The 23996-nt window shown below is 58.2% G+C and carries 24 protein-coding genes and 1 riboswitch; of the genes, 13 read left to right on the top strand and 11 right to left on the bottom strand.

Annotation, left to right across the window (positions count from 1 at the left end; genetic code table 11):
* Nucleotides 1-125 precede the first annotated feature (125 nt).
* Nucleotides 126-1889, bottom strand: a complete 1764-nt coding sequence (locus NFS22_RS03050) for a hypothetical protein (protein WP_251316291.1) — start codon at nucleotides 1887-1889, stop codon at nucleotides 126-128.
* Between the two features lie 295 nt (nucleotides 1890-2184).
* Between NFS22_RS03050 and NFS22_RS23670 the strand changes: the two genes are divergently transcribed.
* Complete coding sequence (locus NFS22_RS23670; RefSeq protein ID WP_277614739.1) at nucleotides 2185-2319, top strand: hypothetical protein; 135 nt, start codon at nucleotides 2185-2187, stop codon at nucleotides 2317-2319.
* A gap of 71 nt (nucleotides 2320-2390) precedes the next feature.
* Here the strand turns inward: NFS22_RS23670 and NFS22_RS03045 are convergent, their stop codons facing one another.
* From NFS22_RS03045 to NFS22_RS03035, 3 genes are read right to left on the bottom strand one after another with little or no spacing between them, the layout of a single operon-like run.
* On the bottom strand, nucleotides 2391-2648 hold the full coding sequence (locus NFS22_RS03045) for a spore coat protein (RefSeq protein ID WP_251316290.1): 258 nt from the start codon (nucleotides 2646-2648) through the stop codon (nucleotides 2391-2393).
* Between the two features lie 16 nt (nucleotides 2649-2664).
* Nucleotides 2665-2850: a spore coat protein gene (locus NFS22_RS03040; protein ID WP_251316289.1), complete on the bottom strand. Its 186-nt coding sequence runs from the start codon at nucleotides 2848-2850 to the stop codon at nucleotides 2665-2667.
* A 34-nt stretch (nucleotides 2851-2884) separates the two neighbouring features.
* Complete coding sequence (locus NFS22_RS03035; RefSeq protein WP_251316288.1) at nucleotides 2885-3448, bottom strand: hypothetical protein; 564 nt, start codon at nucleotides 3446-3448, stop codon at nucleotides 2885-2887.
* A 415-nt stretch (nucleotides 3449-3863) separates the two neighbouring features.
* Here NFS22_RS03035 and NFS22_RS03030 point away from each other — a divergent pair, with 415 nt between their 5' ends.
* The 7 genes from NFS22_RS03030 to NFS22_RS03000 all read left to right on the top strand — a co-directional run bounded on the left by NFS22_RS03030 (nucleotide 3864) and on the right by NFS22_RS03000 (nucleotide 9355).
* Entirely contained in the window at nucleotides 3864-4841 is a 978-nt protein-coding gene (locus tag NFS22_RS03030; protein ID WP_338147927.1) for an FIST N-terminal domain-containing protein, read from the top strand.
* Between the two features lie 13 nt (nucleotides 4842-4854).
* On the top strand, nucleotides 4855-5796 hold the full coding sequence (locus tag NFS22_RS03025; protein ID WP_251316287.1) for a methyl-accepting chemotaxis protein: 942 nt from the start codon (nucleotides 4855-4857) through the stop codon (nucleotides 5794-5796).
* 209 nt (nucleotides 5797-6005) lie between these two features.
* Nucleotides 6006-6266, top strand: coding sequence for an HPr family phosphocarrier protein (locus NFS22_RS03020; RefSeq protein WP_251316286.1), 261 nt, complete (start codon nucleotides 6006-6008; stop codon nucleotides 6264-6266).
* 106 nt (nucleotides 6267-6372) lie between these two features.
* A riboswitch (TPP riboswitch) is annotated at nucleotides 6373-6478 on the top strand.
* Between the two features lie 64 nt (nucleotides 6479-6542).
* The gene (locus tag NFS22_RS03015; RefSeq protein WP_251316285.1) at nucleotides 6543-6842 is read left to right on the top strand and encodes a thiamine-binding protein; all 300 of its coding nucleotides are present in this window, start codon (nucleotides 6543-6545) and stop codon (nucleotides 6840-6842) included.
* Nucleotides 6814-7593, top strand: coding sequence for an ABC transporter permease (locus tag NFS22_RS03010; RefSeq protein WP_251316284.1), 780 nt, complete (start codon nucleotides 6814-6816; stop codon nucleotides 7591-7593). The genes NFS22_RS03015 and NFS22_RS03010 overlap by 29 nt, the downstream gene beginning before the upstream one ends.
* A 2-nt stretch (nucleotides 7594-7595) precedes the next feature.
* The gene (locus NFS22_RS03005) at nucleotides 7596-8603 is read left to right on the top strand and encodes an ABC transporter substrate-binding protein (RefSeq protein WP_251316283.1); all 1008 of its coding nucleotides are present in this window, start codon (nucleotides 7596-7598) and stop codon (nucleotides 8601-8603) included.
* On the top strand, nucleotides 8600-9355 hold the full coding sequence (locus NFS22_RS03000; protein WP_251316282.1) for an ABC transporter ATP-binding protein: 756 nt from the start codon (nucleotides 8600-8602) through the stop codon (nucleotides 9353-9355). The genes NFS22_RS03005 and NFS22_RS03000 overlap by 4 nt, the downstream gene beginning before the upstream one ends.
* Before the next feature lie 190 nt (nucleotides 9356-9545).
* Here the strand turns inward: NFS22_RS03000 and NFS22_RS02995 are convergent, their stop codons facing one another.
* Entirely contained in the window at nucleotides 9546-10226 is a 681-nt protein-coding gene (locus tag NFS22_RS02995; protein WP_338147926.1) for an RraA family protein, read from the bottom strand.
* A gap of 77 nt (nucleotides 10227-10303) precedes the next feature.
* Here NFS22_RS02995 and NFS22_RS02990 point away from each other — a divergent pair, with 77 nt between their 5' ends.
* A complete protein-coding gene (locus NFS22_RS02990) occupies nucleotides 10304-11221 on the top strand; it encodes a LysR family transcriptional regulator (RefSeq protein WP_251316281.1) in 918 nt (305 codons plus the stop codon).
* On the opposite strand, the gene NFS22_RS02985 is transcribed toward NFS22_RS02990, so the two are convergent.
* The 3 genes from NFS22_RS02985 to NFS22_RS02975 all read right to left on the bottom strand — a co-directional run bounded on the left by NFS22_RS02985 (nucleotide 11211) and on the right by NFS22_RS02975 (nucleotide 14682).
* Nucleotides 11211-12386, bottom strand: coding sequence for a pyridoxal phosphate-dependent aminotransferase (locus NFS22_RS02985; protein WP_251316280.1), 1176 nt, complete (start codon nucleotides 12384-12386; stop codon nucleotides 11211-11213). The genes NFS22_RS02990 and NFS22_RS02985 overlap by 11 nt on opposite strands.
* Before the next feature lie 96 nt (nucleotides 12387-12482).
* Nucleotides 12483-13706, bottom strand: coding sequence for a glycerate kinase type-2 family protein (locus tag NFS22_RS02980; RefSeq protein WP_420908827.1), 1224 nt, complete (start codon nucleotides 13704-13706; stop codon nucleotides 12483-12485).
* 13 nt (nucleotides 13707-13719) lie between these two features.
* On the bottom strand, nucleotides 13720-14682 hold the full coding sequence (locus NFS22_RS02975) for a D-2-hydroxyacid dehydrogenase (RefSeq protein WP_251316279.1): 963 nt from the start codon (nucleotides 14680-14682) through the stop codon (nucleotides 13720-13722).
* A 267-nt stretch (nucleotides 14683-14949) separates the two neighbouring features.
* Between NFS22_RS02975 and NFS22_RS02970 the strand changes: the two genes are divergently transcribed.
* From NFS22_RS02970 to NFS22_RS02955, 4 genes are all read left to right on the top strand, one after another.
* Nucleotides 14950-16281: a dicarboxylate/amino acid:cation symporter gene (locus NFS22_RS02970; protein ID WP_251316278.1), complete on the top strand. Its 1332-nt coding sequence runs from the start codon at nucleotides 14950-14952 to the stop codon at nucleotides 16279-16281.
* A 76-nt stretch (nucleotides 16282-16357) separates the two neighbouring features.
* Nucleotides 16358-17086 (top strand): 5-oxoprolinase subunit PxpB, encoded by a 729-nt coding sequence (gene pxpB / locus NFS22_RS02965; RefSeq protein WP_251316277.1) that lies wholly within the window; start codon nucleotides 16358-16360, stop codon nucleotides 17084-17086.
* 2 nt (nucleotides 17087-17088) lie between these two features.
* A complete protein-coding gene (locus NFS22_RS02960; protein WP_251316276.1) occupies nucleotides 17089-18141 on the top strand; it encodes a 5-oxoprolinase subunit C family protein in 1053 nt (350 codons plus the stop codon).
* 72 nt (nucleotides 18142-18213) lie between these two features.
* A complete protein-coding gene (locus NFS22_RS02955) occupies nucleotides 18214-18972 on the top strand; it encodes a LamB/YcsF family protein (protein ID WP_251316275.1) in 759 nt (252 codons plus the stop codon).
* On the opposite strand, the gene NFS22_RS02950 is transcribed toward NFS22_RS02955, so the two are convergent.
* The 3 genes from NFS22_RS02950 to NFS22_RS02940 form a co-directional block, all read right to left on the bottom strand.
* A complete protein-coding gene (locus tag NFS22_RS02950; RefSeq protein ID WP_277614738.1) occupies nucleotides 18953-19456 on the bottom strand; it encodes a LysR family transcriptional regulator in 504 nt (167 codons plus the stop codon). The two genes, NFS22_RS02955 and NFS22_RS02950, sit on opposite strands and share 20 nt — an antisense overlap.
* 394 nt (nucleotides 19457-19850) lie before the next feature.
* Entirely contained in the window at nucleotides 19851-22445 is a 2595-nt protein-coding gene (gene clpB / locus NFS22_RS02945) for an ATP-dependent chaperone ClpB (RefSeq protein WP_251316273.1), read from the bottom strand.
* An 870-nt stretch (nucleotides 22446-23315) separates the two neighbouring features.
* Nucleotides 23316-23993 carry a DUF2461 domain-containing protein gene (locus tag NFS22_RS02940; RefSeq protein WP_251316272.1) on the bottom strand — a complete coding sequence of 226 codons (678 nt, stop codon included), beginning with the start codon at nucleotides 23991-23993 and terminating at the stop codon, nucleotides 23316-23318.
* Nucleotides 23994-23996 lie beyond the last annotated feature (3 nt).

Below are 23996 nucleotides of genomic sequence, written 5' to 3'. Positions count from 1 at the left end.
TTTGCTATATATTATACATCCGCTTCCGGTCAGGTCAATCCCCAGCCCCCTGCTTTTTCCAATTTTTGCAGCTGATGTCAACTTTCAAGTCATATGTTAGGGCAGCCTTCATTTATACTCCGGAGTCAGAGCCCCAGACAGCTGTAATAGACAGCGCCCACGGCCTGGGCGAACTGGGCCACAGTGTAGTCCGGATGGGCATCCAGCTGCTTCATCAGGGCGGTGTTAGCCAGCGCGCCGCTGGCGGCGTACTGCCGCAAGGCGGGCTCCCGGCGGGCGGCCCCCTCACACAGCAGCCGGAAGCAGGCGGGCAGCTTGACAAGCCGGCCAAAGAGCGTGCGGTCTTTGGTCTCGGGCCGCAGGATATACTCCGTCTCCCGCCAGGTAACGGCCAGATACTCACCCACCGTCCGGAAAATCTCCTCACACACCGGCTCTTCTCCGGCAGCCAGCTCCATACAGCGCTCCAGGCAGGCCTTGCGCATATCTTCCGGTTCTGAGGGGACCTCCAGCGTATCCCCCTTCCAGCGGAAGAGTCCCTCCTCCAAGAGGGCCTCCCACAGCTTTGGCGCCTGTTCAGGCAGTCGTCTGGCCGCCAGACGGAACACGCCCGACTGTCCCGTATACCGCTGGAGGGCGCCTGGAAGTCCTGTGTTAAAGCTGCGCACACTGCGAACATCCTCCGCGGAAAAGTCCTGCTGAGTGCCGCTGCCCAGGTCAATTATAAAATTGTACACCTCCAAAGGAATTTCAGGGATAGAGCCGTCGGGGCACACCCACCCGGTGCCCAGATCGGTGCCCAGCGTGTGGGCAAAAAAACCTTTAGACAGGTCCCCGCCCGCCGCCGCCTGCTCTACCGCAGCGGCAAAGGCGGCCATAGGGCCGTCGTTGGTGTTCATCACCGGACCGCCCTCCACCACATAGACGGCCAGGGCGTCATTCAAAGCGGTGATTTTGGCAAACTGCTCCTCGTAGCACAGGCTGGTATTGTTTTGCAGCCCTAAGGTCTTGTGGGTCTCGCCCCCCACAATGCGGTTCCGGATGACTACATCCGGGAAGCACAGACCAATGGCATCAAAATTCCGCAGACAGCTACCCGCCGCCCGCTCCATCTGCTGGACGCCTCGCTCCATTTCCTCAATCGCGGCCCCTCTGTGCAAGGCGGCCCGGTCAATTTCAGGCTCCCGGCCAGCCCAGTACAGGCTGCCCGCAGCACGAAGCAGCCGGGTCAGCAGCAGCAGCGGCCCGGTGATCTCCTCCGCCAGAGTGCAGGAGGCGGGAAACCAGTCAAATTCCTTGCACAGGGCCAGCTGCCCGTCCACACTGACGGCCAGTTTCACATCGGTGCCCCCGATGTCCATGCCCAGTACCATTTTTCCTCTTGTCAGGGCGGGCAGACGGGCAAAGACCGGCTGTCCGCAAACCGCTCTGGGGGGCTCCACAGCCGGCTCCTCCTCTACACTGTGGATGCCGAAGGCAAAGCGCTCCTCCCCGCCGAACAGGGCAGTCAGAACACGCTCGTTCACGTTGAGGCACTTGCCATAGCCGGTTCGGGCGGTCTTGCTCAGGTCCAGCTGGAAGACCAGGTCCAGGCTTTCCGCCAGTTCCGCCGCCCCTTCGTCGGCCCGGTTCAGATAAATATCCATCCGAAGCCCCCCCAGAGCGGACAGCAGATTGTAGATACTGGCATAGATATACTCTGCCACAAACCTTTCCTCGTCCTCTCCCGCCGTCTCAGGCAGCTGGAGGGCAAAGACCCGAACAGACCGGTCGTAGAGGGTGATGTGCAGATGGAATGGGCGACTCCCTTGGGCCTGAAAGGCCTGACGGACATCGGTGATATACACGTTCTCATCCCTTGCGGCCTGTTGAAGAAATCCTTTTATCATATTGGTCACTCCTTTTCCGGAATTGTACCACGAGGCGCTCCTGCGGTCAATTATAGCAAACTTCAAAATTGCTGACACCGGCTCTGTCTGTGACGGGCGGGCGGCCAAAGGCCGCCCCTGCAAATGGCAGCAATTCTGGTGATTGCTATAATACCCCAGGCCCAGATGATCCAAAACGTGATCCGGCAAGGGCCTTGTCCATTTTTCCGCTGCGGAAAACACTTGACTTAAACTCTGCTTTAACTGATATACTGCTCCTCTTATTGGAGAAGGGCAGAAATACGGTGCAGTGACAATGCTGGTCAATGCGGCGGATGAACTGCTGATGAGCCAAAAGGGAGCGTTTATCACTGGCGCGGATTTTCTGATTGATGGCGGTGCAACCGCGTCCTGCTTCTATGGTCCGTTGAGGCCGCAGGAGAATATGTAGCGTTCGCAAAATCACAGGACAAAAATTTTCCGGGCGGAGCGTCCTTTGATAGGCGCTCCGCCCCGGTGCGGTCACGCTGTAGGCTGTTGATTGGAGAACTTGGTATACGCCTGGCTGACCTTGCTCTTGGGAGCCTGCTCCACCTGATACCAGCCCTTGGTCTGGGCCATGCGGAACAGATCGCTCTGGGTCTGGTGGCTCTGGTTGAGGATGTTGAGAAAATCGTCCCGCAGGGCCATGTTGACGCACTCGGAGGCATAGGTGTTGTAGTTGGATGTCATCTTCTTTTCACTGCAAATAAAATCGGTCATTCGTTCCTGATCGTTCATAGGTGATCCTCCTTTGTCAGCGCAGATGGTTCAGCAGAGTGTTGTAGTTGTTCAGGTGCTGGGCGGCGCAGGACTGAAACTTGGTTTTCAGTTCCTGGTCCTGGCTCTCCTGGACGGCGGACAGGTACTTGCAGTGGAGCACCCTTTCAAAGTCCAGCTGGTCAGACAGGGCATGAAGTTCCTCGGTGGTCAGATTGGGCATAAAACTGCCTCCTTTCAAAGCGGGGGAGCCCCCGTTACTGGCAGTTATTCTGTCCGGATTCTTCCTTTTTATGCGGAACGACCGGCTGGCCCTTGGAGTCGAAATCCCAAACCAAATGGAGCTGTCCGTTCCAGCGCTCCACCCGGGACAGGCAGAACAAGGTGGGCAGCTGTACAGGGCGGTCGGTGCGAAAGGGGACGGCCAGAGAAAAAGCCCCCTCCCCTTTTCTGCACAGCATAGCGCCTGCGCATCGCTCCTTTAAAATGGGGTCGGCCACCAGTCGGTCCGGATGCTGCTCGCAGTACCAGCGGCCATCAGACTGTCCGGAGAAGGCAAACGCCAGGGGGGCTTCCGCCCAGAACTGGGGCCAGCAGCCGGCCCGCTCCAGCGTCCCGATAGACAATGTGCGCCGCAGACGCAGCGCCCCGCCCTCAGGAGCCAGGGTGCCCAGAAGAAGCTTGCCCCCCCGGTCACCGTGGAGCCATACCTTATATAGTCCCCTGCCGTCAGACGGACGCTCCGCCTCCATGTGGACTCTGGGGCCGTCCTGATACATGGTCAGGGTGCCTCCCCCGCGCATTGACATCTGTTCCGCCACAGTCTCCACCCCCTCTCCTGCCATTCTATGTGAAATGAGCGGAAGGATGTGCCAAGCTGCCAACCCGAAAGCCATTTTTATAGTAATCGCCAGTTTTGCAGGTATATGTAGGGGCGGCCACAGGCCGCCCCTGCAGAGCTGGTATCAGCAATTTTGAAGCCTGCAATAGCCCACAGAAATCAATTTCGGCGCTGTAGGTTGTGCCGTTGGAAAAAATTTCTAACCAGCGGCAGGCCAAGTCCTCCCGTCCCACAAATACAGTGTGAAAATATTGACAGACCGGGGAATTTACCATATAATAATCCAGATTTGAAATTATTGGGAAGGGGACAACAGCATGAGACAATTTTACGGTATGAGCTAGCGGGGGAATCTGGATGAGGCGCTCCAGGGACTGCATAACCCCCAATTCATCATGCTATTAACCAACGCCGATCAATTTGAGAGGCATGTGACGGAGTTGGAACGGCGCTTCCCCGGCGTACCCAGCATTGGGTGCATTGGAATGAGCTACCAGACCAGCGTGGCGGAGCACGGAGTGGGGATCATTGCCTTTTCAGAGGGGGTGACCGCTGCCGCCAACGTACTGGAACATGCGTCCACCATGCCGGTGAAATACATACAGCGCCTGGAGCGGGACATGCAGACAGTGGGCGGTACAGACCGGGATACCGTATGCATTGACTTCTGCTCCGGCAACGACGCCTGTGTGCTGACCACCATCTATACCGCGCTGCGCAAGCGGGGCATCTCGCTGGTGGGCGGCACCGGAGACCAGGGAAAGGTGTCCGCCAACGGTCGGATTTATGAGGATGCAGTGGCCTACGCTCTGGTGCGCAACCAGAATGGCCGGGTGAGGACATACAAGGAGAATATCTATCACCAGCTGGGCAACTACCGCTTTGTGGCCTCCAATACAGACCGGGCCAACTATGTTTTGGGCGCCCTGAACGGCAAAAGTGCCAAGCAGGTCTATCAGGATATCCTTCATGTGACAGACGAGGAAATTCTCACCCGGACCTTCCAAAATCCCTTTGGCAAGGTAAATGGGGACGACACCTGCATCATTTCCATCAAGGAGGTCAAGGGGAGCGCCCTGGCCTGCTTCCGTCAGGTGAACGACTCCGACGTGCTGATCCTTCTGGAGCTGGGCGATTACAGGGCTATCGTCCGGGAAACCATCCAGCAGATTTGCCATGACTTCCCCCACCGTTCGGCCATCTTCTCTGTCAACTGCCTGTTCCGCTACAAGCTGTTTTCAGAACAGGGGTATATGCAGGACTATCTGCGCGATATGGCGGCCCTGGGCAACCACGCCGGTTTTGTGGGCTACGGCGAGCACTACAACAACCGTTTTGTCAACCAGTCTATGACCTGTGTGGTCTTTGAGTAAAGGAGGGCATTTTATGCTGTTCAAACGTAAAAACCATCAGGCTGCGCTGGTCCAGGAGGAAAAAAGCCTGTATCCGGTGCTGCATATTGCGGGAAGTCTGAAAGAATACCAGCGGGAGCTGGTAAAAAAGGAGGTCAACTCCCTCTGGGAGCTGAGTCAGGTGGGCTCCTCCTTCTCCGGCGTTCTGGAGGGAGGAGACCAGTTCCAGATGAAGCTCCAGGAGCTGGGACAGTCCTTCTCCAGCATCAGTGAGACGGCGGAGCAGTTTGGCCAGGTGCGGGGAGAGATCGGCCAGGCGGTTTCCGAGGCCCGGGACCAGATGGAAGCTCTGGGCCAGACCTCCATGCAGGTGCAGCAGTCCTACGAAACCATGGCGGAGACCTTTTCCCTCCTGGAAAACGCGATCCGGGGCATCCAGCAGACGCTGGGCAAGATTGTGTCTATCGCAGAGCAGACCAATATTCTGGCCATCAACGCCTCCATTGAGGCGGCCAGAGCGGGGGCCGAGGGCCGCAGCTTTGCGGTGGTGGCGGCGCAGGTCAAACAGCTGGCCGGAGAGATCAAGAACCTGGCGGGCGAGGTGGACAGCGGAGTAAACGAGGTGGAGCTTCGGGCCAACGAGCTCAGCGACAGTATCTCCACATCCCAGCAGACCCTGGGCCAGGGCGTGGGCATTGTCAACCAGACGGAGGGCAGCTTTGTGAAAATCACAGAGGCCGCAGAGGGCGCTGTGTCAGTTCAGACCGGGATTGTCGGCGTAATCGGGCAGTCTCAGCAGGAGCTTCAGCTGCTGTGTCAGTTCTTCGATCAGATCAAGGATCAGTACCAGGAAGTGGTCAAACACATTGATTATGCCAGCCAGCTGGGCACTACAAAGAGCGCAATGTTTGAGGATATGGACAACATGATTTCTCAGCTGCCTCCCCTGATTCAGGACATGGAAATTAAAAAATAAGACGGCAGCCCGCTGACTGCAATTTTGAAGATTGCTATAATATATTGAGAATCCCGACAGGTTCCTGTCGGGATTTTTATGTGGGAAAAATGTGCAGGTCTCCGAAATTGAGGGATGTGGCTCAGGTATCTTTTGGCTGATTGATTCTTGCGTTTGTGATTGGCTTTGATTATAATTAGGCCCAACCTTTCAGAAAGGGGTACTTGGATATGAAAGAGTTTACCTATACTATCACGAATAAGACCGGCCTGCATACCCGCCGTGCCGGACTGCTGGCCATGCATGCCAAGGCCTTTCAGGATACCCGGATTACGGTGTCCTCAAACGGGAATACCGCCAACACCAATCAGCTGATGAAGCTGATCAGCATGGGCCTCAGGCAGGGCAGCAAGGTGACCGTAGCAGCGGAGGGCCCCCAGGAAAACGCCGCCATTGATAACATGCAGAGCTTTTTTGAGTATTACCTGTAAGCTGGCCGCTTTGCAGGCGGAGGCATCAGAAAAAAATGAATTTTTTTCTGATACCCCTTGCCAAGTTGGGCAAAAGCCGCTATACTGGTAGGCGGAACAAATACAAGTGAATAGCCAGGGGGGCTGCCGCGCAGCTGAGAGTAAGGCTTTAGGCCTTTGACCCTTTGAACCTGTTGGGTAATGCCAGCGTAGGGAGTACATTCTGAGGTGTATCAGAGCATCCGCATGGCATCACTTGCGGATGTTCTGATTTTTTATATTCGGAGGTAAAACACTATGAAAGCAAACGTCGCCATCCAGATCCTGCCCGCCGCGCCCAATGACCAGGAGGTTGTCCGCATTGTGGACGAGGTCATTGACTACATCAAATCTACCGGCCTGCACTACTATGTAGGGCCCTGCGAGACCGCCATTGAGGGGGATGACCTCCACCAGCTGATGGAGATTGTGGAGCGCTGCATGGAGGTAGCCCACAGGGCGGGCAGCCCCAAGGTCTCGGCCTATGTGAAGCTGGGCTACAACCCTGAGGGACAGGTGCTGGGGATCGATGAAAAAGTCACAAAGCATCACCAGTAAGCTTCCGGCGGCCGGGGCCCTGATTTTAATCGGGGTCTTGTGGCTGGCGGTGAGCGAGTGGGAACTGGTGCCCTCCTTCCTGCTGCCCTCCCCGGTGGAGGTGTGCCGGGCCCTGGTGAAGGACGGCCCTGTCCTGCTGGAGAACGCCGGCATCACCCTGCTGGAGGCGGCCATGGGACTGGGTCTGGGTATTGCCGCCGCCCTGGTGCTGGCTACCGCCATGCACCGCTTCCGCCTGTTGTACCGGGCGCTGTACCCCGTTCTGGTCATTACCCAGACCATCCCCACCATTGCCCTGGCCCCCCTTCTGGTGCTGTGGATGGGCTTTGGTATGTCGCCCAAGGTGACGCTGGTGGCGCTGACCACCTTTTTCCCTATTGCTGTCAGCCTTCTGGAGGGCTATGCCAGCACGGACCGGGCGGCGGCGGATCTGCTGCGTTCCATGGGGGCCAGCCGCCGCCAGATTTTCCTCCACCTGGAATTTCCTTCCGCCCTGAGCCACTTTTTTTCCGGATTGCGGGTATCCGCGTCCTATGCGGTGGTGGGGGCGGTCATCTCCGAGTGGCTGGGGGGCTTTCAGGGGCTGGGCGTCTATATGACCCGGGTGAAGAAGGCCTACGCCTTTGACAAGATGTTCGCCGTGATTATCGTCATTGTGGCGGTCAGCCTGCTGCTGATGGCCCTGGTGACCGCCCTGCGGCGGCGGGCCTGCCCCTGGGAAGCCTTTGAGAAAATAGAAAGGAACGACTGAACATGAGACATTTTAAGTCTATGGGAGCGCTGCTGCTGGCGGTCCTTCTGGTTTTGACTGCCTGCGGACAGAAAACCGGCGGAAAGGAGGGGCTTACCGACGTGACCCTCTGCCTGGATTGGACTCCCAACACCAATTATACCGGCGTGTATGTCGCCCTGGCCCAGGGCTGGTTTGAGGAGGAGGGGCTGAACGTCTCCATCGTCCAGCCCCCGGAGGACGGAGCGGTGGCCATCTGCGCCGCCGGACAGGTGGAGTTTGCCGGAACGGCGCAGGACTCCATCGCCTCCGCCTTTGCCCGGGAGGACCCCCTGGCGGTGACGGCGGTGGCCGCACTGCTCCAGCACAACACCTCCGGAATCATCTCCCGGGCGGGGGAGGGGATGGACCGCCCCGCCGGCCTGGAGGGACACACCTACTCCACCTGGAACACCCCCACGGAGTTGGCCATGATGGAACAGGCGGTCACCGCTGACGGCGGTGACTTCTCCCAGGTCAAGCTGATTCCCAATAATATTACCGACGAGGCCGGAGCCCTGCGGGAGCACCAGACCGACGCCATCTGGATTTTCTACGCCTGGGGCGGCATTGCCGCCAAAGAGAGCGGCCTGGACTTTGACTACTTCGACTTTAAGGATGTCAACCCGGTTTTCGATTACTACACCCCCATTTTGGTGGCCAATAACGATTTTCTGGACAAACAGCCCGAGACAGCCAAGGCTTTTCTGTCCGCCGCCGCCAGAGGCTATGAGTACGCCATTGAGCACCCGGAGCAGAGCGCCCAAATGTTGATCGATGGCGACGAAACCGGTTCCCTGGCCGGCAGCGAGGAGATGGTAAAGGCCAGTCAGGAGTGGATCGGCGGCCAGTACAAGGCCGGGGAAGAGCGGTGGGGCTACATTGATCCGGAGCGCTGGAACGCCTTTTACCAGTGGCTGAATGACAACAACCTGCTGGAGCGGCCCATTCCGGAGAACACGGGCTTCTCCAACGACTATCTCCCCCAATGAGGGACGCGGCGAAGACCGTCCTTCAGGCGGAGGGCATCACAAAGTCCTACGGCGGCAGGACCATCATCCAAAACATCTCCCTCACCCTGGGGGAGGGGGAGCTGGTCTGCCTGCTGGGAGTAAGCGGAGCGGGAAAGACGACCCTTTTCAATGTGCTGTCCGGGCTAGAGCGCCCGGATGGAGGACGGGTTTTGCTGAAAGGGCAGGATATCACCAGCGCACCGGGCAAAATCAGCTATATGCTCCAAAAGGACCTGCTTCTGCCCCACAAAAAGGTGGCGGACAACGTGGCCCTGCCCCTGGTCATCCAGGGTCAGGACAGGCGGAGGGCCCGGGAAACGGCCCTGTCCTATTTCGGCGCCTTTGGCCTGGAGGAAACCCAGGACAAGTACCCGGCCCAGCTGTCCGGGGGAATGCGCCAGCGGGCGGCGCTGCTGCGGACTTTTTTGGGGTCTCAGGGGGTGGCGCTGCTGGATGAGCCCTTTTCCGCCCTGGACGCCCTAACCAAACGGGAGATTCACCAGTGGTACATGGGAATGATGGACCGGCTGGAGCTGGCCACCCTGTTTATCACCCACGATATCGACGAGGCGGTGCTGCTCTCTGACCGGGTTTGCATCCTGTCGGGCCAGCCCGGGCAGATCACTGCTGAGCTGACCATCCAGCCGCCCCGGCCCCGGAATATGTCCTTTGCCCTCAGCGAGGAATTTTTGGCCTGTAAGCGGCAGATCCTGTCTCTGCTGGATGGCTGATCCCTGGTGGGCCAAAAACGCGGAATTTTAATTGTGGACGCTTGTAGAGGTGGCTTGCAGTCGCCCTCAGAAACGAATAGTCCTGCCGGTGGCAGGCGGGCGGCCACAGGCCGCCCCTACCATAGCGTTGAATAGGAGCAACACAAAGGCCCTGACCGAAATCCGGTCAGGGCCTTTGTTATACCTATACTCAGTCTACATACTCCACGCCGATCTGCTCCAGCACCTGGTCCACGAAGGGACGGGGGAAACCCTTGCCGGCCAGGATGTCGGCAATCTGGCCCTGCTCCTTCTTCTGGACGGCGGCGGCCTCCTTGGCTACCCGCTCGGCGTCCTCGGGCTTGACCACCAGCACGCTGTCGCCGTCGCCTACCAGGATATCTCCCGGGCAGATGACCTGGCCGCCCACACTGACGGGGAAGTTGATCTCACCGGGGCCGTTCTTGTAGGGGCCGTTGGGCACCACGCCCCGGGCGTAGACGGGGAAGTCGGTGAACTGGGCCAGCTCATCCCGGTCACGGACGCAGCCGTCAATGATGAAGCCAGCCAGGCCCCGGCTCTTGGCATAGGTGGCCATAATCTCGCCGCACAGGGCGCGGCTCAGGCTGCCCCGGGCGGCGATAACCAGCACGTCACCGGGCTGAGCCATATCCAGGGCCTTGTGGAACATCAGATTGTCGCCGGCGGGACACAGCACGGTAAAGGCGGTGCCCAGCAGGGGGGAGTGGTTCATGGGCTCCAGTCCGGCGTCCACAGCGGCCAGACGGCCCATGCAGTCGTCAATATTGGCCACGGGAATGCCCCGGAAGGCCTCCACCAGCGCCCGGTCCGGGCGGACAAAATTACGTCTGATTCTGCAACCAACTGCCATGATAAAAACCTTCTTTCCAAAACTCGAAAAATCATTTATAATATAGAAAAATCAAATATTTAAGGAGGCGCGTCCCTATGGATCTGACCGATGTGGAAATGTTTTTAACCATTGTCAACACTAAAAGCATCTCCAAAACAGCCGAGACCCTGTTCCTCTCCCAGCCCACCATCAGCCACCGGCTCAAGGTGCTGGAGAAGGAGCTGGACTTTGCCCTTATTACCCGCAGCAAGGGCTTTAAGCAGATCGAGCTCACGCCCGAGGGGGTGGAGTTCATCCCCATTGCCGAGCGGATGCTCTCACTGTGGAAGGAGACCCGGCTGTTGAAGCGCAGCCGGGACCGGGTGCTGCTGTCGGTAGGCTGTACGGACAGCGTCAACGTGGCGCTGCTGGCCCCCTTTTACCGGGAGCTGATGGGTCCGGACTCCATTGTAGACCTGGATGTGCGCACCCACCAGTCGGCAGAGCTGTACGGGATTCTGGATAACCACGATATCGACGTGGGGTTTGTGTTCTACCACTTGTACTACAAAAACATTCTCTGTGAGCGGGTATTCCAGGAGAAATTTTACCTGATCCAGTCCGCCAGGCCGGCGGTGGACAAGCCTCTGGTCCACACTGAGGAGCTGGATGGCTCCCGGGAAATCTTTTTAAAGTGGGACGACCCCTATCAGCTCTGGCATAACCAGTGGCTGACCAACTATGCCCGGCCCTGCGTCGCTCTGGACACCATCACCCTGGCCCGCCGGCTGTGGCAGGAGGGGGAGAGCTGGATGATCGCGCCGGAGTCGGTGGTCTATGACATGGCCCAGTCCCGGCCTATCTACGTCAGCGAGCTGAAAAACCCGCCCCCGGACCGGTGCTGCTACAAGATCACCCACCGCTTCCCCCTGGTTACCAGTGAGCCTGCCCTGGAGTTTTTTGAGGAACAGCTGGCCATCTACCTGGAAAACCTGAAATTCAATATCCCGATCGGAGAAGTGTTCAGGCTCTGAGGGCCTCAATCGCCTTCTTCATCCGCTCCATGGCCTCTACAATGCGCTCGTAGCTGCATGCGTAGGAAAGGCGGATGTAACCCTCACCCTGGGGGCCAAAGGCGGAACCGGGTACGGCGGCAATCTTGGCGGTCTCCAGCAGATAGTCAGCCATCTCGGCGGAGGTCTTGCCCAGCTGCTTGATGTTGACAAAGATGTAGAAGGCTCCGCCCGGGGTCTTGCAGCTCAGGCCGTCAATGGCGTTGATGGCGGACACGGTGTAGTCCCGGCGGCGCTGGTACTCCTTCACCATCTCCTGCACATCAGGCTCAGCCTTCTCCAGGGCAGTGATGCCGGCCTCCTGGACAAAGGAGGGGGCGCAGGTGTTGATGTAGGCGTGGACCCGGACCATAGCCTTGATGAACTCCACCGGGGCGGCCACGTAGCCCAGGCGCCAGCCGGTCATGGAGTAGCACTTGGAGAAGCCGTTGAGGGTGATGGTCCGCTCCTTCATGCCGGGCAGGGCGGCGATGCTCACGTGCTTGGCTCCGTCATAGACCAGCTTTTCATAGATCTCGTCGGAAACCACAATAAGGTCGTGCTTCTTGGCGATCTCGGCCAGCTTCTCCAGGGTCTCATAGGACTGGACCACGCCGGTGGGGTTGCCGGGGGTGTTGATGACCAGCATTTTGGTCTTGGGCGTAATCAGGCTCTCAATCTGGTCCAGGTCGATCTGGTAGTCATTTTCCTCCTTCAGGGCGTAGCTGACGGGCACCGCGCCGAAGAAGTGGGGCACATGGATATAGTTGAGCCACACGGGGTCGGGGACCAGAATCTCGTCGCCGGGCTCGGTGAAGGCGGCCACAGCGGCGTAAGTGCCCTCGCCCACGCCAATAGTCACCAGGATCTCCTCGGCCTTGTAGTCAATATTGTTGTCCCGCTTGAGCTTGTCGGCGATAGCCTGGCGCAGCTCAGGAGTACCGTAGTTGGAGGTATAGAACACGTTGCCGTTGGCCAGGGCCTTGTTGGCGGCCTGCTTGATAACCTCGGGGGTGTCAAAGTCGGGGCGGCCGATCTCCATGTGGATCACGTCCTCACCGTTCTTTTGCATCTGGGTCGCTTTCTCCATCATCACACGGATCTCGGAGAAGGGAAGGGCTTCCATACGGCTGGCAGGATTAAACATGATTCATTCTCCTTTCAGTTGATATTAACAGTATATCACAAACTTTTATATTTGTAAAATTGTTAATTTCGATTTTGAATATCTAGAAATTTTATATTATCCGCCGATCAAAACCACAGCCACATCATTGACGTTGGTTCCGGTGGGACCGGTGACAATCAGGCCGTCCGCCTTGGCCAGGGCGTGGTAGGCATCGTTGTCCTCCAGCACCTGGTGGATGGACAGGCCCTGCTCCTGAAGCCGGGACGCCGTCTGGCCGTCCGCCATGCCGCCTGCGGCGTCGGTGGGGCCGTCGGTGCCGTCGGAGCCCAGAGAGAAGACCAGCACATTGTCCAGCCCGGCGATACCCTGAGCGGCGGACAGGGCCAGCTCCTGGTTGCGGCCCCCTTTGCCGGTGCCGGTGAGCTTCACCACCGTCTCGCCCCCCGCCAGAAAGGCCAGCTTTTTGCCCTGTCCCTGGTGGGTCCGGGCAATGGAGGCCAGGAAGGACCCGGCCTCCCGGGCCTGACAGCACAGCAGATCGGTGAGGATGACCGGCTCATAGCCCAGCTCCTGAGCGGACCGGGCGGCGGCGGCGCACAGCTCCCTGACGCTGCCGGTGATTTGGGTCTCCACGTTATCCAGCTCCTTGGGGGTCTCCTGCGCCAGCAGCTCTTTGGCCTGGGAGGTGAGGGAGAGGCGGTACTTCTCCGCAATAGCCAGGGCCTGGTCACAGGTGGACCGGTCGGCGCAGGCGGGGCCGGAGGCAATCATATCCAGGGGGTCGCCCAGGATATCGCTGAGAACAATGGCAAAGACCCGGGCGGGGGCACACAACTGGGCGAAGCGCCCTCCCTTCACGGCGGACAGCCGCTTGCGGATGGTGTTCATCTCCACAATGTCCGCCCCGCTGGACAGCATCTGATTGGTGATGTCCTGGAGCTCCTCCCCAGGGATGAGGGGCTTTTCAAACAGGGCGCTCCCCCCGCCGGACAGCAGGAAAATGACCGTGTCCTCCGCCGCCAAACCGGATACCATATCCAGCACCGCCTGGGTCCCTTTAAAGGAGTTCTCGTCGGGGACCGGGTGGCCCGCCTCATAGCAGGTACAGCCGGGGAGCTCTCCGGCCACATGGCCATACTTGGTGACCACCACACCGGCGTCGATCTGGAGGCAGTCACAGGCCGCCTTAGCCATCTGCCATGCGGCTTTACCCGCCGCCGCCAGCACCACCCGGCCGGGAAATTCCCGGCCCTGGAGGGCACGCTGGACGGCGGCGTCAGGCTGTACCGCCCGGATGGAGGCGGAGATGATAGTCTGAGCATCGGAACGCAGGCTCATAATAATCTTCCTTTCAGTTCACCACGTTGACGGGGGCCCCGGCCAGATAGGCCTTGATATTGTCCACGGACATGTTCATAATCCGGGAGCGGGGCTCCTTGGCGGCCCAGGAGATATGGGGGGTGATGATGCAGTTTTTGGCCTTCAGCAGGGGATTGTCCCCCTTGATGGGCTCGGTGGATACCACGTCCAGACCAGCGGCGGCCACCTTGCCGGAGTTGAGGGCGTCGGCCAGGTCCTGCTCCACCACCAGGGGACCGCGGCTGTTATTCAGGATGATGACGCCGTCCTTCATTTTGGCGATATTGTCCTTGTTGATGATACCCTGGGTCTCGGGGAACAGGGGGCAGTGGACGGCGATAACGTCAGACTTGGCCAGCAGCTCGTCCAGAGTGACATATTCGGCAATGGCCTTGCCAGAGTCGTTGGGGTAGCTGTCAAAGGCAATGACATTCATCTCCAGCGCCTTGGCGATCTTGCCTGTCTGCTGGCCGATCCGGCCAAAACCGATCACGCCCATGGTCTTGCCCGCCAGCTCAATGAGGGGGTAGTCCCAGAAGCACCAGTCGTCGCAGTGCTCCCAGCGGCCGGCGTGGACGGCCTCATTGTGGTGGCCGATATGGTGGCAGATCTCCAGCAGCAGGGCGATAGCGAACTGGCCCACAGAGGCGGTGCCGTAGGTGGGAATATTGGACACGGGGATGCCCTTCTCACGAGCGGCAGCCACGTCCACCACATTGTAGCCGGTGGCCAGCACACTTATGAACTTCACGCTGGGGCAGGCGTCCAAGGCGGCCCGGCTGATGGGGGTCTTGTTGGTGAGCACCACCTCGGCATCGCCAATGCGGCGGATGATCTCCCCCTCATCGTCCAGGGGGGTGCGGTCATATACCGTTACCTCGCCCAGCGCCTCCATGCCGGCCCAGCTCAGGTCACCGGGATTTTCAGTGTATCCATCCAGTACTACGATTTTCATAATAAAGAACCCTCCCAAATTTTTAGTGCTCCAATTTTTCGGTGTGTTTTGAGTATAGCACACGAAAAACCGCCGGGCAAATAGATAATTTTAAGGCAATATATTGAAAATTCCGATATTTGACAAAATGACGAAAATTCGTCGTTAAATATAGAAAACCTAAATATTCTTCTTTAAAATTATTCATTTTACCATATGTCACTCTTTATGTTATACTGGACGCAGCAGGACAAAAGCACACAAAAATCAAATTAGGGAGTGACCAACATGGGAGAAAAAGCACGTAAAAACTTTGTCAAACGCATGATAACCGGTCTGATTCTGGGTGTGGTATGCGGCATTATCGCCAGCCTGGCCAAGACCTCCATGGACCCCGGTACCTGGAACATCATCAATACGATCTTCTTCCAGGACATCACCGTCAGCGCCGGACGCAACGCGCTGGGCCTGTTCTACATTGTTCAAACTGTCTTTACCAACGCACTCAAGCTGGCCATTGTCCCTATGGTGTTCTTCTCTATTATCATGTCCGTGTGCAGCATGAATGATATGAGAAAGCTGGGCCGTATCGCCGGCAAGACCATCATTATCTTTGTTCTGTTCTATCTGGTAGCCTGTGTTTTCGCCGCTATCGCCTCTGAAATCGTCATTGGCATGAACATCTACCGTCCCTTCAGCGTGGACCAGGCCGCAGCCAGCGTCACCGAAATTGAGACCAGCAACATTCTGGTCACGATCGTCAACGCAGTGCCCGACAACCTGATCGCCCCCATGACTTCCAACAACCGGATGCTGGCCGTTATCTCCTGCGCAGTGGCTATCGGCGTGTGCATTGCCTCCATGGGCGGCAAGATCACCGTGTTCAAAACCTTCTGCGACGAGGCCGCCCAGATTACCCAGAAGTTCCTGGACTTCCTCATCATCACCTGCTCCCCCATTTCCGTGTTCTGCATGGTCACCCGCACCTTCGCCATCTACGGCATTGACCAGGTCAGCAACATCTTCTCCTACATCCTGGTTACCCTCATTGTTCTGGTTATCTATCTGCTGGTGGCCTACCCTGTGGCCATTGGCGCTGTCACCCGCTGCAATCCCTTTATCTTTATGAAGAAGATGATTAAGGTGGCCATTATCGCCTTCGGCGCCGCCGCCTCCGCCCCCGCCCTGCCCCTGAATAAGGAAACCTGCGTCGAGGAACTGGGCTGCAGCGAGGAGATCACCAACTTTGTCCTGCCTGTGGGCATGACCATCAACATGAACGGCACCGCCATCATGCACATCATTGGCGCCGCCTTCATTGCCACCTGCGCCGGCCTGGAGGTTACCCCCATGCACTACGCCACCATGACTCTGCTGGCCATCTGCGCCTCTATGGGCACCCCCGCCATCCCCGCCGCCGGCACTGTGATGCTGTACGCGGTGCTCACCGGCGCCGGCTTCGGCACCGAGCTTTGTACCCTCATCTACTCCCTGATCCTGGCCATGAACAAGCCCTGTGAGATGGTGCTGACCACCCTGAACGTGGTAGGCGACGCCGCCACCACCGTGATCGTGGCCAAGAGCGAAAACGAGTTTGACGCCAAGGTCTACAACAGCTGATTTCATACATTTTATCACTGTTCCCGCCCCGGAAGGGGCGGGAACCTGAAAATCTGTTTGGATGGAGGAAAAAGCTGTGTCTGACTACACTGTGCGCTATGTGGGCGACCAGGCCCTTCTGGTGGAGTTTGAAAACGAGATCAGCATGGAGGTCAACCAGAAGGTCCGGGCCCTGAAATATGATTTGGAACAGAAGAAAACTCCCGGTATGGGGGAGCTGGTCCCCACCTACCGGGCTCTGCTGGTCCACTACGACCCGCTGAACGCGGATCTGGACCAGCTGAAAGAGGCCATCAGCCAGTCCGCCGCCAATATGGACCTGTCCCAGCTGCCAAAGGCCATTGTTACCGAGATCCCTGTCCTCTACGAGGGGGAGTATGCCCTGGATCTGGAGGAGATTGCCAAGCTGGAGAACACCACCCCTGAGCAGATCATCAAGATCCACAGCGGCAGCGACTACTATGTGTACATGCTGGGCTTTGCCCCGGGCCACCCCTACACCGCCCGGTTTGAGAATTCCTTCTCCTTCAAACGGAGGGAGTCCCCCCGGGTGCGCATTCCGGGAGGCAGTATTGTGGTTCAGCTGGCCCTCAGCGACATCATCCCCTTCGATCAGCCCTGTGGCTGGAATATCATTGGCACCACCCCCATTCTGGCCTGCGACTACCGCAAGGAGAACCCGTTCCTGCTGAAGGCGGGCCAGTGGATTCGCCACGTCCCGGTGGACAAGGCGGAATTTATGGAGATCAAACGGCAGGTTGAGCTGGGCGAGTACCAGTGCAAGAGCTATGAAAGGGGGCAGTGACCATGGGCTTTACCGCAGAAAATCCCGGCGTTCTTACCACCATCCAGGATGAGGGCCGTTACGGCTATGAGCAGTTTGGTATGTCCCCGGCGGGCCCCATGGACCTGAAAGCCTTCCGCACCGCCAACCTTCTGGTGGGCAACGATCCGGGGGAAAGCGCCCTGGAGGCCACGGTGCTGGGCCCCACCCTGCGCTTTGACCAGAGCAATGTTATCGCTGTCACCGGGGCGGATATGGGCCCCGTTCTCAACGGCCAGCCCTGCCCCATGTATCAGGCTGTGGCCGTCAAGGCCGGCGACCAGCTGAGACTGGGCGCCGCCAAAACCGGATGCCACTCCTATCTGGCCTTCGCCGGCGGACTGGACGTCCCCCAGGTGATGGGCAGCCGGGCCACTGCCCTGCAAAACCAGGTGGGCGGCTACCAGGGCCGCAAGCTGGCCAAGGGAGACCAGGTGGGCTTCCGGGCCCCCAACACAGCCCTGGCCGCCCCCCGCATTGCGCCTGTCCCGGCCCCCGCCGGGAAGGAGGTCACCATTCGGGTCATCCTGGGTCCCCAGGACGACATGTTTACCAAAGAGGGCATCAACGCCTTCCTGTCCCAGCCCTACACTGTCAGCAAGGACTTTGACCGCATGGGATGCCGCCTGGAGGGGGCGGTCATCCAGCACAAAACCGACGGCAACATTATCTCCGACGGCATGGTCACTGGAGCTATCCAGGTGCCCACCTCGGGCCAGCCCATTATTATGCTGGCCGAACGGCAGACCGTGGGCGGCTACACCAAGATTGCCACTGTCATTTCCGCCGACCTGCCCCTGGTGGGCCAGAGGAAGACCGGCGATGTGATCCGCTTCCAGGCGGTGACCGTGGAGGAGGCCCACAGGCTCTGGCGGGAGTTCACCCAGGAGCTGGAGGACCTGAAAGGGCAGCTGGACCGGCCTCAGACCGTTCAGTCCCAGCCCGCCCAGTCCCAGGCGGCCCAGCCGGTCGGAATTACCTATAAGGTCACGGTAAACGGACGGACCCACCAGGTGCAGGTGGTAAAGCACAGCTGACTTTCCTATAATCTGCCCTCCCGCCCCTGCGGCGGGAAGCGCTATAAATTTATGATAAAGGAGTGGAACCGGATGTATCAGATCGACCTGAACAGCGACATGGGTGAGAGCTTCGGCGCCTACAAAATTGGCAATGACGAGGGCATTCTCCCCTATATCACCTCCGCCAACATCGCCTGCGGCTACCACGCCGGCGACCCCATGGTGATGGACCGGGTGGTCAAAATTGCCAAGGAGCGGGGCGTGGCGGTGGGCGCCCACCCCGGCTACCCCGACCTGATGGGATTTGGCCGCCGGAAGATGGTGCTCAGTCCCGATGAGGTCAAAAACTACATGAAGTACCAGATTGGCGCCCTGTGGGCCTTTGCCCACAGCAGCGGCCTGAAGCTCCAGCATGTGGCCCCCCACGGGGCGCTGGGCAACCTGTGCCAGTATGACCGGGAGGTCTCCCGGGCCATCTGCGAGGCAGTGTACGAAATCGACCCCTCCATCATGATTTTCTACTGCGCCGGAGCGGTGCTGGGTGAGGAGGCCGAAAAGATGGGCCTGAAAACGGCGGCGGAAATCTTTGCCGACCGGGCCGTGCAGGATGACCTGAACCTGGTGCCCCGGAAGCAGCCCGGCTCCATGATTACCGACGAGGACCTGGCGGTGGAGCGGTGTATCCGCATGGTGAAGGAGGGCGTGGTTACCTCCATCACCGGCAAGGATGTGCCCATCCGGGGCGACACCCTGTGCGTCCACGGCGACGGGGCCAAGGCCTTGGCCTTTGTGGAACGTATCCGCAAGGCCTTTGAGAGCGAGGGCATTGTCATCCGGAATTTCCAGTAACTCTCCCAAAAACGCAGCTTCTTAACCGAAAATACAAAAAGGCCGGCAGACCCATATGTTGAGTCATAAGGTATTCGTTTTTCACTGGTGTGAGGCTTAGATGTTCTTCCTTAATTATCCGCTCTACTTCCCCTAATATCCGCCGATAGTGGGGAGGAGTAAGGGCTGAGTGGGCAGTTCTCGCAAAGAAATAGTATCCTGCTGAGCCAGCACATGGATTCTTGGAGACAGACAAATAGACTTTGTCATTGAGAAACGGAATTGTTTCCAACTTGGGATGTTTTAGTTCCCCGGTTTCGTTGATCCGTATTTGGTTTGGGCTGCGGTGGAAGAGTTCTGCGCCTAAATCGGTTTCCAGCCGTTTCAGCATTGCGCTCATGGCCGGCTGGGAAATATGCAGTTTCTCTGCTGCCCGAGTTAAGGATTCTGTCTCGGCAATCATTTTGAATGCTTCCAGCTGAGTGATATCTATTGCGTCCTCCATTCGCATAATGTTTTAATTATGCTCTATCAATATTTGATAGTGTGCTTTTTGAAAATAATCCGATATCATTCGGACAGAAAAAGGATTTTTTATCCTTTGGAAAAATTATAGCATAATGGACTCGAAATGCAAAGAGGAGGAATATGGTTGTGGATTTGTTACGCGATAGAATGCCGTTTTGCCGGGTTTAGGTATAAATCCTTGTCCTCGCAAAAAACGCGCCCGCAAAGCCGCTTGCAGCAAGGCCCTTTTTGGCCCTGTTGCGTAACATGAGGCCATAAAAAAAGCGGCGTTCCTGTTCTCCCGTGCAGGGATAGAGAAACGCCCTTCGCCGTGCCACCTCCCTCAAAGAGGGAGGCTTTTTTTTGACTTTGAACCGCCTCGGGCGGTTTTTTTATTCCACTGTCAGCTGTCCATCCCGCAGGTCTACTGTCAGATTTGCGCCGGGCTCCACCTGGTCGGCGATAATCTTGCGGCCGATCAGCGTCTCCACCGTGTGCTGGAGGTAGCGGCGCAGAGGCCGGGCGCCATATACGGGGTCGTAGGCCGCTTGGATAATCTCCTCCTTGGCGGCGGGAGTCAGCTCCACAGTCAGCTGCTTGCCGGCCAGCCGCCGGTTCAAACCGGCCACCAGCAGGTCGATAATGTGGGTGATATTGTCCCGGGTCAGCGGTTTGTAGAAGACAATCTCGTCCAGCCGGTTGAGGAACTCGGGCCGGAAGGACCGCTTCAGCAGCTCATTCACCTGGTTCCGGGCCGTTTCGCTGATCTCACCCTCCTCATTGATTCCGTCCAGCAGGGCCTGGCTGCCCAGGTTGGAGGTGAGAATCAGGATGGTATTTTTAAAGTCCACCGTCCGGCCCTGGCTGTCGGTGATGCGGCCGTCGTCCAGTACCTGGAGCAGGACGTTGAACACATCCGGGTGGGCCTTCTCCACCTCGTCGAAGAGGACCACCGAATAGGGCTTGCGCCGCACCGCCTCGGTAAGCTGGCCGCCCTCCTCATAGCCCACATACCCCGGAGGGGCGCCAATGAGCCGGGAGACGGAGAATTTTTCCATATACTCGGACATGTCGATACGGACCAGGTTCTTTTCGCTGTCAAACAGGGCCTCGGCCAGGGTCTTGGCCAGCTCGGTCTTGCCCACGCCGGTGGGGCCCAGGAACAGGAAGGAGCCAATGGGCTTATCCGGGTCGGCGATACCGGCCCGGGAACGGAGGATGGCCTCGCTCACCAGCCGCACCGCCTCGTCCTGGCCCACCACCCTTTTGTGGAGGATGTCCTCCAGGTGGAGCAGCTTTTCCCGCTCCCCCTCCATCAGCCGGGCCACAGGGATGCCCGTCCACCGCTCGATAATCCGGGCGATCTCCTCCTCGGTCACCTTGTCCCGAAGGAGAGAGCGGGCCTTGCCCTCGTTGGCGGTCTGTTCCTCTGCCTCCAGAGCCTTTTTCAGCTCGGGGATACGGCCATATTGCAATTCCGCGGCCTTCTCCAGGTCGTACTCCCGCTGGGCCTTCTCCAGGGCGGCGTTGGCCGCCTCCAGGTCCTCACGCAGCTTCTGGACCCTGCCGATCGCCCCCTTTTCGTTGTTCCACTGGGCCTTTTTGGTCTTGAATTCCTCCCGCATGTCGGACAATTCCTTTTGAATCTCCGCCAGATGCTCCTGGGACAGCTTGTCGGTCTCCTTTTTCAGCGCCGCCTCCTCAATCTCATGCTGGATAATCCTCCGCTGGATCACATCCAGCTCGGTGGGCATGGAGTCCATCTCTGTGCGGATCATGGCGCAGGCCTCATCCACCAGGTCGATAGCCTTGTCGGGCAGGAAGCGGTCAGAGATATAGCGGTTGCTCAAGGTAGCGGCGGCAATGATGGCTCCGTCGGTGATTTTCACCCCGTGGAATACCTCATAGCGCTCTTTCAGTCCCCGCAAAATGGCAATGGCATCCTCCACAGAGGGTTCGTTCACCATAACGGGCTGGAACCGCCGCTCCAGGGCGGCGTCCTTCTCAATATACTGCCGGTACTCGTTGAGGGTGGTGGCCCCAATGCAGTGCAGCTCCCCCCGGGCCAGCAGGGGCTTGAGCAGGTTGCCCGCGTCCATAGAGCCCTCGGTCTTGCCCGCACCCACAATGGTGTGCAGCTCGTCGATAAATAGGATGATCCGGCCCTCTGACTTCTTCACCTCGTTGAGAACGGCTTTCAGCCGCTCCTCAAATTCGCCCCGGTACTTGGCGCCTGCAATGAGGGCCCCCATGTCCAAGGCAAAGATGGTCTTGTCTCTCAAGGAACCGGGTACGTCTCCCTTGACAATCCGCTGGGCCAGCCCCTCGGCAATGGCCGTTTTGCCCACGCCGGGCTCACCAATCAGAACCGGGTTGTTCTTGGTCTTCCGGGACAGAATGCGGATAACGTTCCGGATCTCGTCGTCCCGGCCGATCACCGGGTCCAGCTTGTTCTGCCGGGCCCGCTCCACCAGGTCAGAGCCGTACTTTTTCAGGGCGTTGTAGGTCTCCTCCGGGTTGTCGGAGGTGACCCTCTGATTGCCCCGGACGGAGGCCAGCGCCTGGAGGACCCCCTCCTTGGTCAGGTTATAGGTGCGGAACAGCTCCTTCAGCGCGCTGTTGGGGTGGGCCAGCAGGCCCAAGAGGATGTGCTCCACCGAGATATACTCATCCTTCATGGCCCGGGCCTCCCGCTCGGAGGCCTGGAGGGCCTTGTCCACGTCCTGGGAGACATAGACCTTGCCGCTCTCCCTGCCGGAACCGGACACCTTGGGCAGCTTGTCCATCTCTGCCTTCACCGCTGCCTTAAAGCTGGGGACAGTGAACCCCATAGCGGTGAGCAGCTGGGGAATAAAATCCTCGCCGTCCCCCACCAGAGCCAGCAGCAGATGGGGCTGCTCAATCTGCTGGTTTCCGTGCTCCAGGGCGATATCCTGGGCCCCTTGAATGGCGGCCAGAGATTTTTTCGTAAACTGATTCATGTTCATAAATAACACTCCTTTCATGGAACAGCCTGCGGTATGGTCTTAGTATAAACCGCTCCCAAAAGGATTGCATGAACAATTCGTGAATTTTTAGCACTCTCATTCTCAGAGTGCTAATTCCAGCCTTGCAGACTTCCTCATGGCAAACGTTAAGAAGCCTGATAAATGGGCTGGCCAGAGGGCCAGCCCCTACTGTAGGAGCCGCCGGCTTCGGTGGCCCGCTGGCTGTAATTTTGCAGATTGCTATAAAAAGAAAAAGACGGCTCATCGCCGCCCACAGACAAAAAAGAAATGACCCTTGACTGTCCGTTTCGTAATCCGTTACAGTCAAGGGTCATTTCTGTTCTGTCTTATTATCTAACATCATATGGCTACCTCCGTTTCTACTGGATACGCTCCGCCGCATTCCCCTTCCACAATCCTCCAGTTCTTCCACGACCGTCCTTTTTATTGCCGTTATTACAGCCTGACTCCTCATATGTGAGGCCCTTGGTCGGATCACTTTCCTGTTTGCAGTTTGGGCTGGGCTTTGCGCTGACTGAACACCGTCTGCTTTCCGGTCATTTGGAGATCGACTTCTTTTATGAATCCTGAAGCTTGTTTGTCTCTCCTTGGCTCCCTCTCATGGCCGACGCTAAGTTTTAATACAGAATATATTTGACCACGCATCCGGTTTCAGCTGCTTGGGCACTTACTTGTACATTGGACTCACCCTTCCTTAATCTGTCTATACTTTACCACACTAGCGTAATTTTGTCAACTGTTTTTGTTCGTTTTATTTAACAAATATGAACTTCCGTTTTCTACGTTTTGAATAATTTTCTGGAATATCCTGCAAAACACCCCCGAAGGCTGTTCCTCCGGGGGTGCTCATCACATATGCTCCGGTTCCGGGTCTCCGGGCAGGGAACACAGGAATCTGTACTGGGGTACCAGAGACTTCCACCCCTCCAGCACCTGACCGGCCAGCTCAGGAGTAAAGAAAATTCCCTCGCAGTTGCGCTCACAGGAAAAACTGATCTGCTTCCGGTTGTACCAGGGGTAGAGCAGGGAGCCGGGGTCCCCCTTGGGACGCTTGTACTCCTGACCATCCAGCACAAATTCCCCCCGCTTCTCCACTGCCCGGGCCAGCTTTTCAATGGGCTTGGGGTCCCGGTCAATGCGGGCGCGGAGCTTGGCCATGGTGACGGGCGGGACCTCCCAGCAGCCCATGCCGTAGCCGTAGCGGTCGGCGGCTATCTCAAACCAGAAACAGGGGATCATCCCATCGTGCTCCCCCGGCTTGCGCAGGGAGAACCACAGGTGGTCCTTGTAGGGCCCCCGGCCAAAAAGCCGGCGGGCGTCCCGGTAGATGCGGCTCACCTTGGGCTCCAGGCCCAGCTTGGGGTAGGCGGCGGTCATCTCTTCGGTAAGCTGCGCGCACAGCTCACGGGTGGGCTGATCCACCAGCTGGAGGAACTCTTCCTTGTGGGCCTGAAACCAGGGGCGCTCGTTGTTCAGCTTCAGGCCCCACAAAAAGTCGATGGCGCCCTGGGTGTAACCTTGAAACATAGT

The organism is Flintibacter muris (assembly GCF_943192995.1).
Taxonomy (GTDB): domain Bacteria; phylum Bacillota; class Clostridia; order Oscillospirales; family Oscillospiraceae; genus Lawsonibacter; species Lawsonibacter muris.
The sequence above is the reverse complement of the archived record's forward strand: the minus strand, read 5'-3'. Positions and strand labels throughout refer to the sequence as shown.

Excerpts from the sequence above, each read along its gene's own strand:
- NFS22_RS03050 (WP_251316291.1), bottom strand. The coding sequence starts at position 1,889 with ATGATAAAAGGATTTCTTCAACAGGCCGCAAGGGATGAGAACGTGTAT.
- NFS22_RS23670 (WP_277614739.1), top strand. The coding sequence starts at position 2,185 with ATGCTGGTCAATGCGGCGGATGAACTGCTGATGAGCCAAAAGGGAGCG.
- NFS22_RS03045 (WP_251316290.1), bottom strand. The coding sequence starts at position 2,648 with ATGAACGATCAGGAACGAATGACCGATTTTATTTGCAGTGAAAAGAAG.
- NFS22_RS03040 (WP_251316289.1), bottom strand. The coding sequence starts at position 2,850 with ATGCCCAATCTGACCACCGAGGAACTTCATGCCCTGTCTGACCAGCTG.
- NFS22_RS03030 (WP_338147927.1), top strand. The coding sequence starts at position 3,864 with ATGCTATTAACCAACGCCGATCAATTTGAGAGGCATGTGACGGAGTTG.
- NFS22_RS03025 (WP_251316287.1), top strand. The coding sequence starts at position 4,855 with ATGCTGTTCAAACGTAAAAACCATCAGGCTGCGCTGGTCCAGGAGGAA.
- NFS22_RS03020 (WP_251316286.1), top strand. The coding sequence starts at position 6,006 with ATGAAAGAGTTTACCTATACTATCACGAATAAGACCGGCCTGCATACC.
- NFS22_RS03015 (WP_251316285.1), top strand. The coding sequence starts at position 6,543 with ATGAAAGCAAACGTCGCCATCCAGATCCTGCCCGCCGCGCCCAATGAC.
- NFS22_RS03010 (WP_251316284.1), top strand. The coding sequence starts at position 6,814 with ATGAAAAAGTCACAAAGCATCACCAGTAAGCTTCCGGCGGCCGGGGCC.
- NFS22_RS03005 (WP_251316283.1), top strand. The coding sequence starts at position 7,596 with ATGAGACATTTTAAGTCTATGGGAGCGCTGCTGCTGGCGGTCCTTCTG.
- NFS22_RS03000 (WP_251316282.1), top strand. The coding sequence starts at position 8,600 with ATGAGGGACGCGGCGAAGACCGTCCTTCAGGCGGAGGGCATCACAAAG.
- NFS22_RS02995 (WP_338147926.1), bottom strand. The coding sequence starts at position 10,226 with ATGGCAGTTGGTTGCAGAATCAGACGTAATTTTGTCCGCCCGGACCGG.
- NFS22_RS02990 (WP_251316281.1), top strand. The coding sequence starts at position 10,304 with ATGGATCTGACCGATGTGGAAATGTTTTTAACCATTGTCAACACTAAA.
- NFS22_RS02985 (WP_251316280.1), bottom strand. The coding sequence starts at position 12,386 with ATGTTTAATCCTGCCAGCCGTATGGAAGCCCTTCCCTTCTCCGAGATC.
- NFS22_RS02980 (WP_420908827.1), bottom strand. The coding sequence starts at position 13,706 with ATGAGCCTGCGTTCCGATGCTCAGACTATCATCTCCGCCTCCATCCGG.
- NFS22_RS02975 (WP_251316279.1), bottom strand. The coding sequence starts at position 14,682 with ATGAAAATCGTAGTACTGGATGGATACACTGAAAATCCCGGTGACCTG.
- NFS22_RS02970 (WP_251316278.1), top strand. The coding sequence starts at position 14,950 with ATGGGAGAAAAAGCACGTAAAAACTTTGTCAAACGCATGATAACCGGT.
- NFS22_RS02960 (WP_251316276.1), top strand. The coding sequence starts at position 17,089 with ATGGGCTTTACCGCAGAAAATCCCGGCGTTCTTACCACCATCCAGGAT.
- NFS22_RS02955 (WP_251316275.1), top strand. The coding sequence starts at position 18,214 with ATGTATCAGATCGACCTGAACAGCGACATGGGTGAGAGCTTCGGCGCC.
- NFS22_RS02950 (WP_277614738.1), bottom strand. The coding sequence starts at position 19,456 with ATGGAGGACGCAATAGATATCACTCAGCTGGAAGCATTCAAAATGATT.
- clpB (WP_251316273.1), bottom strand. The coding sequence starts at position 22,445 with ATGAACATGAATCAGTTTACGAAAAAATCTCTGGCCGCCATTCAAGGG.
- NFS22_RS02940 (WP_251316272.1), bottom strand. The coding sequence starts at position 23,993 with ATGTTTCAAGGTTACACCCAGGGCGCCATCGACTTTTTGTGGGGCCTG.